The 9,580-nt window shown below is 68.0% G+C and carries 8 protein-coding genes; 2 read left to right on the plus strand and 6 right to left on the minus strand.

The genetic code is table 11. The features are described from left to right. Nucleotides 1-4: 4 nt before the first annotated feature. Nucleotides 5-1,114, minus strand: coding sequence for a septum site-determining protein Ssd (gene ssd, locus ACIA5H_RS07190; protein ID WP_397074488.1), 1,110 nt, complete (start codon nt 1,112-1,114; stop codon nt 5-7). Nucleotides 1,115-1,657: 543 nt separating this feature from the next. Between ssd and ACIA5H_RS07195 the strand changes: the two genes are divergently transcribed. Further along, nucleotides 1,658-2,467: an HAD family hydrolase gene (locus ACIA5H_RS07195; protein ID WP_379250169.1), complete on the plus strand. Its 810-nt coding sequence runs from the start codon at nt 1,658-1,660 to the stop codon at nt 2,465-2,467. A 489-nt stretch (nt 2,468-2,956) separates the two neighbouring features. On the opposite strand, the gene ACIA5H_RS07200 is transcribed toward ACIA5H_RS07195, so the two are convergent. From ACIA5H_RS07200 to ACIA5H_RS07220, 5 genes are read right to left on the minus strand one after another with little or no spacing between them, the layout of a single operon-like run. Beyond that, nucleotides 2,957-3,703, minus strand: a complete 747-nt coding sequence (locus ACIA5H_RS07200) for an oxidoreductase (protein ID WP_379250167.1) — start codon at nt 3,701-3,703, stop codon at nt 2,957-2,959. A 51-nt stretch (nt 3,704-3,754) separates the two neighbouring features. Next, nucleotides 3,755-5,431: a dipeptide ABC transporter ATP-binding protein gene (locus ACIA5H_RS07205; RefSeq protein ID WP_397074491.1), complete on the minus strand. Its 1,677-nt coding sequence runs from the start codon at nt 5,429-5,431 to the stop codon at nt 3,755-3,757. Continuing rightward, nucleotides 5,428-6,384 (minus strand): ABC transporter permease, encoded by a 957-nt coding sequence (locus ACIA5H_RS07210; RefSeq protein ID WP_355079251.1) that lies wholly within the window; start codon nt 6,382-6,384, stop codon nt 5,428-5,430. The genes ACIA5H_RS07205 and ACIA5H_RS07210 overlap by 4 nt, the downstream gene beginning before the upstream one ends. Beyond that, nucleotides 6,377-7,303, minus strand: a complete 927-nt coding sequence (locus ACIA5H_RS07215; protein ID WP_355079253.1) for an ABC transporter permease — start codon at nt 7,301-7,303, stop codon at nt 6,377-6,379. The genes ACIA5H_RS07210 and ACIA5H_RS07215 overlap by 8 nt, the downstream gene beginning before the upstream one ends. Nucleotides 7,304-7,357: 54 nt before the next feature. After that, entirely contained in the window at nt 7,358-8,947 is a 1,590-nt protein-coding gene (locus tag ACIA5H_RS07220) for an ABC transporter substrate-binding protein (protein ID WP_379250814.1), read from the minus strand. A 379-nt stretch (nt 8,948-9,326) separates the two neighbouring features. Between ACIA5H_RS07220 and ACIA5H_RS07225 the strand changes: the two genes are divergently transcribed. Then, a partial coding sequence (locus ACIA5H_RS07225) for an acetyl-coenzyme A synthetase N-terminal domain-containing protein (protein ID WP_397074494.1) occupies nt 9,327-9,580 on the plus strand: 254 nt, incomplete at its 3' end.

Raw genomic sequence — 9,580 nt, forward strand, 5'->3', positions numbered from 1 at the left:
CTCCTCACCGCCGTTGTCCCGGTGGTGCACTCAGTACGCCGAGGACGGCGTCGGCCGCATCGCGCAGCGGCCCGCGGCGGCCTACCGACATCCCGCCGCGCTCCAGCCGGTGCGCGAGACCGGACTGGGCGCGAACGGCGGCGAGCAGCGGGAGATCGAGCACTTCGGCGACCTCGGCTCCGCGCAGGCCGCCGGGCGCCGGACCGCGAACAACCAGGCCCTGGTTCGGGTTTCGCCGCGCGATATGGGCGGACACCGCTTCGGCGGCGGCGACCGCACGCAGCCGCGCCGGAACGACCAGAACCACGAGATCCGCGGAGTCGAGCATCTGGTCGGCATGCGGCCCGCGCTCACCGGAAATATCGCAAACTATGAAATCGCCTGCGACACGGCCCGCTTCGATGACAGCGCGGACCGCGGGCGCGCCGAGCTCACGTGGCAATCGTCCCGCACCGCAGCGCCCACAGGACAGCACCGCGAGCCCGGGCGCCGCGACGGGTAGGGCGCCGTGCAGCGCGGTCGCTGAGACGCGCCCGTCTTCCACCACCAGGTCGGGCCAGCGCAGGCCCGCCGCGTTCTCGACACCGAGCAGCAGGTCGAGACCCCCCGCGAAGGGTGCGCCATCGACCAGCAAGGTCTCGCGCCGGAACCCCTCCGCGGCGGCGCGCAGCGCGACCGCGACGGCGAGGGTGGACGCGCCGGCCCCGCCGCCCGCGCCGACGACGGCGAGCACCACGCCGTCACCCGCACGCTGCTCGCCGTATTCAGCAAACATCTCGATGAGCCCCACCGCCGCGCCGGGCAAGGCGATAGCCCGCTCCGCGCCGACCGCGGCGGCGGCCTGCCAGTCGAGCAAACCTGGCTCACCATCGGTTACCACCACGACGCCGGCGCGGCGCAGGTAGCCCGCGGCGGCCGCTTCGCGCGCCGTGTCGGTGTCCAGGATGACCAGTGGAGCGCCGGTCCAGGCATGTCGGCCGACGAGTCGCGTCCGCTCATCGAGTGGCCGTTCGGCGGCCGCCGCGATACGCCGGACTTCGTCGCGCAGACGGTCGTCATCGATGAGCACCAGGGCGGGCGTCGGCCCGATCGGCTCCGATGCATCGAGGTTCATGCAGGTCAGCGTCGCGGAACGGGAGCAGGGACAGAAGGGGCGATATGCCGAATGTGGACAACTCCGGGGTTGTGGACAGCTATCCGAACCCGATGCCGTACCGCACTGTCCCTGAAATAGAGGACGGCCCCAGCCGGGGGGGGAGGAGGCTGGGGCCGTCGGGGTTCAGCCCCGGGGGGTCGGGCTGAACGCGCCTGGACCATGTCCAGGTGCCAGCAATACTACACCTAAGCCCCGGCCACCACGCAAGTCTGCCGACGGACATCTTTGTGGCCGTCGTGGCTTCGGCGTCTGCGGGGCAAACTTCATCGCCGCGCCGGCCGCAGCCGCGCCACGGCGGGGCACACGCGTGCCGACCAGCGGCAGCCGTGGTGCAGTCGCCGCCCAGCTGCGGCCGATCGAAAGCAGGACGGCCACACAACAGGCGCGGTGGCCGGAGAGCGCTGCCACAACCCGCGGGCGGACCGACCACGGGGACACAGCAGCCGCACCGCACCTGACGCCTGGCCGAGCGGAGACCATACCGCCGCCTATCCTGGTCGGGTGGACAAGTCAGCCACTGCAGGTGGACGCGTCGCGGCCTTCTTCGATCTGGACAAGACCGTGATCGCGAAGTCGAGCACGTTCGTATTCAGCAAGCCCTTCTACGCGCAGGGGCTTTTGAACCGCCGCGCCGTACTGGAAAGCAGTTACGCCCACTTCCTGTTCCTGCTGTCGGGAGCCGATCACGATCAGATGGAACGGATGCGCGCCCACCTGACCAGCATGTGCGCGGGCTGGGACGTCGAGCAGGTGAAATCCATTGTGGCAGAGACGTTGCACGAGTTGGTCGATCCGCTGATCTACGCGGAGGCGGCCGACTTGATCGCCGACCACAAGATCCGGGGGCACGATGTGGTGATCGTCTCGGCCTCCGGCGAGGAAATCGTCGGCCCGATCGCCGAAGCGCTCGGCGCCTCACATACCGCCGCCACCCAGATGGTCGTGGCGGACGGAAAGTACACCGGCGAGGTCGAGTTCTACTGCTACGGCGAGGGCAAGGTCGCCGCCATCGAGAAACTCGCCGCAGACGAGGGGTACGACCTGTCCCGCTGCTACGCCTACTCCGACTCGATCACCGACCTGCCGCTGCTCGGCGCGGTGGGCCACCCCACTGCGGTCAATCCGGATCGCAATCTGCGCCGTGAGGCCACCACGCGGGGCTGGCCGATCCTGACCTTCTCCAACCCGGTGTCGCTGTGGGCGCGCTTCCAAGCGCCGTCCTCGACGACGCTCGCGGCCACCGCGGCGGTCGGCTTGAGCGCGGTCGTGGCCGGCGCGATCAGCTACCGGATGCTGCGCCGCCGACGCTGAGATCGGACGCTCGAGCAGCCCGTCCCATCCGGGTCGCCAGCGGCTTGCCGTTAACTCAGCCAACTTGACCGATGGCGCTGCGGACCAGGCATTTAACCACGAAACGCCGAGAAAAACGCCGATTGTTCAATGTTCTCGCATCCCTTGATGTGAGTGCAGTCACAGGTGTAGAAAGGTAACTACGGAAGGACGGAAGGCCAAGGCAGCACCGGAAGAGAAGGCACTGTCTCCCGACCCTTCTTCCCAGCACGGGCACCAGGCACCCACGCGGAGCGCGCCGCGACAAGGGCAGAAGCGTTGTGGGCCTGCGAAATTCGGATAGTCGACGGCGAAGGCCTCGCACAGGTTGCGGGGATGAACCGGCCGATGTCCGGATTGTCGCCGAGGCCGCAGAACACAACCCACCTAGCACGCTTGGTAACCGGGTAGTCCGTGCTAGCGGGCGGTGAGGTCGAGAGACAACGCCGCCCGCTTTGACGTGTACGGGGGTTATCCCGCCGCCGAGTCTGCGATCGACGTGGCCTCGCGCGCGCCGTCCTCGAACGCCCCGCAACAGAGGATCACCCAGCCGCCGACCGCCTCCGCCTGCCCGGTTCCGAATCCCGCGGCCGCGTCCAGATACGCCTGACGCCTGCGCAACCAGAACACCTCCGGTACGCCGAGGCTGTGCGGATCCAGCCCACTCGACACCGCGACCAGCCGGGAGGCCGCCCGCGCGACTACGCCATCGGCCGTGCCGAACGGCCGCAGCGCCAGTAGCTCACCGTGTACTACGGCGGCGAGCACCGGCGCGGGCGCTCGCGAACCGAGCACCGTCTGCGCCAGCAGATCCAGCCGCTGCGCGACGCCCGAGTCGCCGCGCGGCCTGCCGAGCGCCTCTTGCTCCGGGATCAGATCGGCCGCGGCGAGCAGATGCAGCCGCGCCAGCGCCTGCAGCGGGGCACGCTGCCATGTGCCCACCAGATTCCGCAGCGCGTCCCCGTCCAACGCCTGCCCGACGCGCAGCGAGCCGGCCAGGATCGGGTCGGCTACCCGGCCGTCGGCGGGAATATCCGTGCTGCCGCCGTCGATGGCCGCCGAGGACCGGGCCGCACGCACCGCGGCCTCGGCCGCCGTGGTGGGCCACCCACGCCGGTTCGCCTTGTGCCGGTGCACCTCGGCGAGCGCGTCGCGGGCACGGTCGGCCGCGTCCCGGACACCGGGAAGATCGACGAGGGGCTGTAGCGGATCGGTCACGGCATACGAGGCTACTTGCGCTCGCGCGGACCGATCCGCGCGACCGGCTCGCTATCCGGCCAGCAGATCGCGTCCCGGTATCGCGTCGAGCAGTTTGCGCGTGTACTCCTGCCGGGGATCGTCGAACACCTCGTCGGTCGTCGCCGCCTCGACCACCTTGCCGCGCTGCATGACGAGCACGTCGTCGGCGATCTGCCGCACCACGGCCAGATCGTGGGTGATGAACAGATACGCCAGCCCGAGCTCGGCTTGCAGCTCGTTGAGCAGGCGGAGGATCTGGGCCTGCACCAGCACGTCGAGCGCGGACACCGCCTCGTCGCACACCACCACTTCGGGCCGTAGGGCGAGCGCCCGCGCGACCGCCACGCGCTGACGCTGTCCACCGGACAGTTCGTTGGGGTAGCGCCGCAGCACACCGGCAGGCAGCGCGACCTTGTCGAGCAGTTCCCGCACGGTCGCCTCCCTTTCCTCGGCGGTACCGATCCGGTGGGTGCGCAACGGCTCCTCGATGGTGCGGTAGATCGTGTACATCGGATCGAGCGAGCCGTAGGGATCCTGGAAGATCGGCTGCACCCGGCGGCGGAAGGCGAAGGAATCCTTACGGTCCAGGGTGGTCACGTCCTTGCCGTCGAATGTGACGGCGCCGGAGGTGGGCGCGAGCAGTCCGAGGACCATCTGCGCCACCGTGGTCTTGCCCGAGCCGGATTCGCCGACGATCGCCGTGGTCGACCCGCGCCGCAGCCGGAACGACACATCGTCCACCGCGACGAACTCGGTCGACTTCCACGGCGTGCGATCGCGGATGTGAAACGTCTTCGTCAGATGCTCGGCTACCAGCACGTCGTCCGGCACCACCGTGTCGGCTGCCGCCACCTGCACGGCTTGCGCGTGGATCTCGGCCCGACGCCGCACCGCCGACCGCCGCTGCGCGGCCAGCGACGGCGCCGAACTCACCAGCCGTTTGGTGTACAGGTGCTGCGGATCACGCAGAATCCGCAAAGCGGGCCCGGACTCCACGACACGGCCGCGATACATCACCACCAGGTGTTCGGCACGCTCCGCCGCCAAACCCAAGTCATGGGTGATCAGCAGCACCGCGGTGCCGAGTTCGGCGGTGAGCCGCTCGAGATGATCGAGGATCTGCCGCTGTACGGTCACGTCGAGCGCCGAGGTCGGCTCGTCGGCGATGAGCAGTTGCGGCCGGCAGGACAGGCCGATCGCGATCAACGCACGCTGGCGCATGCCGCCGGAGAACTCGTGCGGATACTGGTTCACCCGGCGTTCGGCGTCGGGCATGCCCGCTTCCTCGAGCAGTTCCACCGCTCGCTTCTCGGCGGCCTTGCCCTTCGCGATGCCGTTGGCTTCGAGCGTCTCGCGGATCTGGAAACCGATCTTCCACACCGGATTCAGATTCGACATCGGGTCCTGCGGGACCAGGCCGATGCCGCTGCCGCGGACCGCGACGATCTCTCGTTTCGAGGCCGCTGTGAGTTCCTTGCCGTCGAACCTGATCGAACCGGAGGTGACCCGGCCCGTGCCGGGCAGCAAGTCGATGATCGCGTGCGCGGTGGTCGACTTTCCCGAGCCCGATTCCCCGACGATGGCCACGGTCTGCCCCGGATACACCGACAGGCTCACGTCCCGGACCGCGGGCACCGGCTTGCCGTCGGCGGTGAAGCTCACGTTCAGATCGGTGATCTCCAGCAACGGCCGGTCGGCCTCGCTCATCGCTTCCTCGCCTTCGGATCGAGGGCGTCGCGCACGGCGTCGCCCAGCATGATGAAGCTCAGCACGGTCAGCGCCAGCGCCGTCGCCGGATAGAACAGGATGGCGGAGGTGCGGATCTCCTTCTGCCCCGTGGCGATGTCCGCGCCCCAGGACACCACGGTGCGCGGGAGACCGACGCCGAGATAGGACAGCGTCGCCTCGGTGACGATGAAGACGCCCAGCCACAGCGTGGTCACCACGATCAGCGGTCCCGCCGCGTTGGGCAACACGTGGCGCACAAGCGTCTGCGGTCGAGAGACGCCCAATGCTTTCGCGGCCGTGACATAGTCACTGTTCTTCGCTTGGATCACCGCGCTACGGGCGATCCGCGCCGCCTGCGGCCAGGTGAACGAGGCGAGGATGACGATCACGGTCCAGATCGTCCTTGCGTCCAGCAGCTGCATGATCACGATGGCGGCCAGCATCAACGGAATCGCGTAGAAGACCTCCGCGACCCGCGAGACGATCGAGTCCAGCGGCCCGCCGTAGAAGCCCGCCAGCGCGCCGAGCGTTCCCCCGATCAGCACGAACAGCAGCGTCGCGCCGACTCCGGCGAGCACGGAAGCCCGCGCTCCGTAGACGGTGCGGGCGTAGATGTCGCACCCCTGCTTGTCGAAACCGAACGGGTGCCCCGCGCCGCGCGGGTCCATGCTGAAGTCGCCGTTGCAGTACCGCGGGTCCTGATCGGTGAACAGCCCCGGCCAGATCACCACGATCAGCACGAACACGATCAGCACCGCCGCGACGATGAAGATCGGGTTGCGCCGCAGCTGCCGCCACGCGTCGCGCCAGATGCTGGTCGGCGCGCCCGCATCCAGCACGGCGTCGGTGGCGAGCACCTCGACCTCGTCGGGCGGCGCGACGAAATGCTCCTGGCCGCGGCGCGGACTCGCGGCCTCGGTGCGGTCAGGCATAGCGGATCCTCGGGTCGAGTGCGGCGTAGAGCAGGTCCACGAGCAGATTGGTGAGCAGGAAGATGACGATCAGCACCGTGACGAAGGAGACGACGGTCGGCGGCTCCCCCCTGGTGATGGCCTGGTAGAGCGTGCCGCCCACGCCGGGAATGTTGAAGATGCCCTCGGTGACGATCGCGCCGCCCATCAGGGCGCCCAGATCAGCGCCGACGAACGTGACCACCGGAATCATCGAGTTGCGCAGGATGTGCACGGTCACCACGCGTGGCCTGCGCAGGCCTTTGGCGGTCGCGGTGCGCACGTAGTCGGCGGACATGTTCTCCGCCACCGAATTCCGGGTCAAGCGCAGGACGTAGGCGAACGACAGCGAGCCGAGCACGATCGCGGGCACCAGCAGTTCGCCGACGGTCGCCTTCCCGGAGACCGTCACGGGCGCGATGCCCCACTTCACGCCGAGCAGGAATTGGGCGAGAAAGCCCACCACGAAGACCGGGACCGCGATCACGACCAGGCTGATCACGAGCATCGCGGAGTCGAACAGCTTGCCTTTGCGCAGTCCGGCGATCAGGCCGAACAGCACGCCGAAGACCGACTCGATCAGCACCGCCATGAAGGCCAACTTGATCGTGATCGGGAACGCGCGCGCGAGTTCGTCCCGCACAGGCCTGCCGGAGAAGGCCGTGCCGAAGTCCAGCGTGACGATGCCTTTCAGATACAACAGGTACTGCACGAGGAACGGCTCGTCGAGGTGGTAGCGCGCCCGCAGTTGCGCCTCCACCGCGGGCGTCATGGGTTTGTCACCCGCCAGCGCGTGGATCGGGTCGCCAGGGACGAGGAACACCAGTGCGTAGACGAGCAGGGTCGCACCGAGGAACACGGGGATCATCTGAAGCAGACGCCGCCCGACATACCAGGCCATTTCGCCTCCTGAACAGGACCGCCGAGCGTCACCCGGACGCCCGGCGGCCGGCGGCTACTTCTCGATGTTCTCGAAGTCGAACAGTCCGTTCCAGGCGAGTTCGGCCTTGCGCACCCGGTCGGAGCGGCCCGCGGCGGCCACATAGTCGAACACCGGGACGTCGGCCAGGTCCTTGATCAGCAGGGACTGGGCCTGCGCGATGATCTTGTAGGACTCGTCCTGGCTCGGCGCGGCCAAGGCGGCATCGAGCAGGCGATCGAATTCCGGGTTCTTGTAGTCGACGTTGTTGGTGTCGGAGTAGCTGTAGTACTGCGAAGTGAGGAACTGCAGCATGGTCGGGTAGTCACCCTGCCAGCCGTAGCGGAAGGCCTTGTTGATGGTGCGCGCGTTCACTTCGTCGCGGATGTTCTTGAACGTCGGGTACGGCACGCCGATGGCGTCGACACCGAGGGTGTTCTTCACGCTGTTGGCCACCGCCTCCACCCAGGCCTGGTGGCCGCCGTCGGAGTTGTAGGCGATCTCGTAGCGGCCCGACCACGGCGAGATCGCGTCGGCCTGTGCCCAGACCTTCTTGGCCTCGTCGGGGTTGTACTTCAACACCTCCGAGCCGGGCAGGTTCGGGTCGAAGCCGGGCAGCGTGCTCGCGGTGAAGTCGCGCGCCGGGATCCGGGTGCCGTGGAAGATGTTCTGCGCGATCTGTTCCCGGTTGATCGCCATCGAGATCGCCCGGCGCCGCAACAGCCCTTCCTGGCCGGCGAAGTGCGCGACGTTGGACTGGATGCCGATGTGCTGGTTCTGGGCGGTCGGCTTGGTGATCGCGCGGTCACCGAGATCCCGTTCGTAGGAGGTGAGCGCGCTGTCGGGCACGGTGTCGAGCGCGTCCAGATTGCCCGCTTGCAGGTCGGCGTAGGCGGTGTCGAAGGACTGATACATCACGAATCGCAGCCCTTTGTTCTTGGCCGGGCGGCCGCCGGGATAGTCCGGGTTGGGCGCCAGATCGATCTTGACGTTGTGCTCCCACGCCCCGGACCGGGCGAACTTGTAGGGGCCGTTGCCGATCGGGTTCTCTCCGAACGCTTTCACGTCCTTGAACGCGGCCTCCGGCAGCGGATAGAACGGCGCGTACCCGAGCTCGGTCTCGAAATCGATCGAGGGCGCCTTCAGCTCGATGGTGAAGGTGCGGTCGTCGATCACCTTCAAGCCCGACATCGTCTGTGCCGTAGGCTTTTCCGCGGACACCTCGTCGAAACCGACGATGGGACTGAACACATAGCTCTGCAACTGGGCGTTGGTGCCGAGCGCGCCGTAGTTCCACGCGTCGACGAACGACTTCGCCGTCACCGGGGTGCCGTCGGTGAACTTCCAGCCGGGTTTGATGGTCACCCGGTAGCTCTTCCGATCCGTGGTCTGGATCGACTCCGCCATCTCGTCGTGCGCCTTGCCGCTCCCGTCGTAGTACTTCAGGCCCGCGAACAGCCGGTCGACCACGCGGCCGCCCATATTCTCGTTGGTGTTGGTAGGCACCAGCGGATTCTGCGGCTCGCCACCGTTGACCGTGACGAGGTCGGCATCGGCGCCGTCGCCCGAGGAACATGCGGACAGCCCGAGGCTCGTGGCCAGTACGACCGCCGCGGTCAGCGCCATCGCTCTGTGGAATTTCAACGCGTCCTCCCGGTGCGAGAAGGGGGTAGCCGATCGGCACCCGCAGGAGGCCCGTCAGCGCATGCCGACGCGATCCCCCTGTGTGGTTGGCAGAGTAACCACCGGCGCGGGCACTGTCACCTGATTGATCCGAGTTCGTTGTACTTGTTACCGATCTGGCAACATCGCCGAAACACCCCGAGTTTCGTGCGGAAACGGCCGCGCGGCCGGAGCATCGCGTTCGCCGCGGGAGGCAGGCGCGGCGGCGTGACGCGGGCGAAACCCGATCGACACACCGCACGCGGCATGGGTCACAGTTGATTACTGTCGAACTCGGCTGCGTCGAATCGTGCGCTCAGGCTACGTGGAAAGAAGAGACGAGATGACCGAAACCAGCGCCGAACACAGGGACTCGTATCCGCCGAACGCGGAGTTCGCCGCCCAGGCGAACGCCGACGCCGGACTCTACGAGCGGGCGGCGGCCGATCGCGACGCGTTCTGGGCCGAACAGGCCGGGCGGCTGCACTGGCACGAACCGTTCACCCAGGTGCTGGACTGGAGCGAGGCTCCGGTGGCGAAATGGTTCGTCGGCGGAAAGCTCAACGTCGCCTACAACTGCGTGGACCGCCACGTCCT

The sequence above is a fragment of the Nocardia sp. NPDC051900 genome (genome assembly GCF_044452545.1).
GTDB classification, from domain to species: domain Bacteria; phylum Actinomycetota; class Actinomycetes; order Mycobacteriales; family Mycobacteriaceae; genus Nocardia; species Nocardia sichangensis.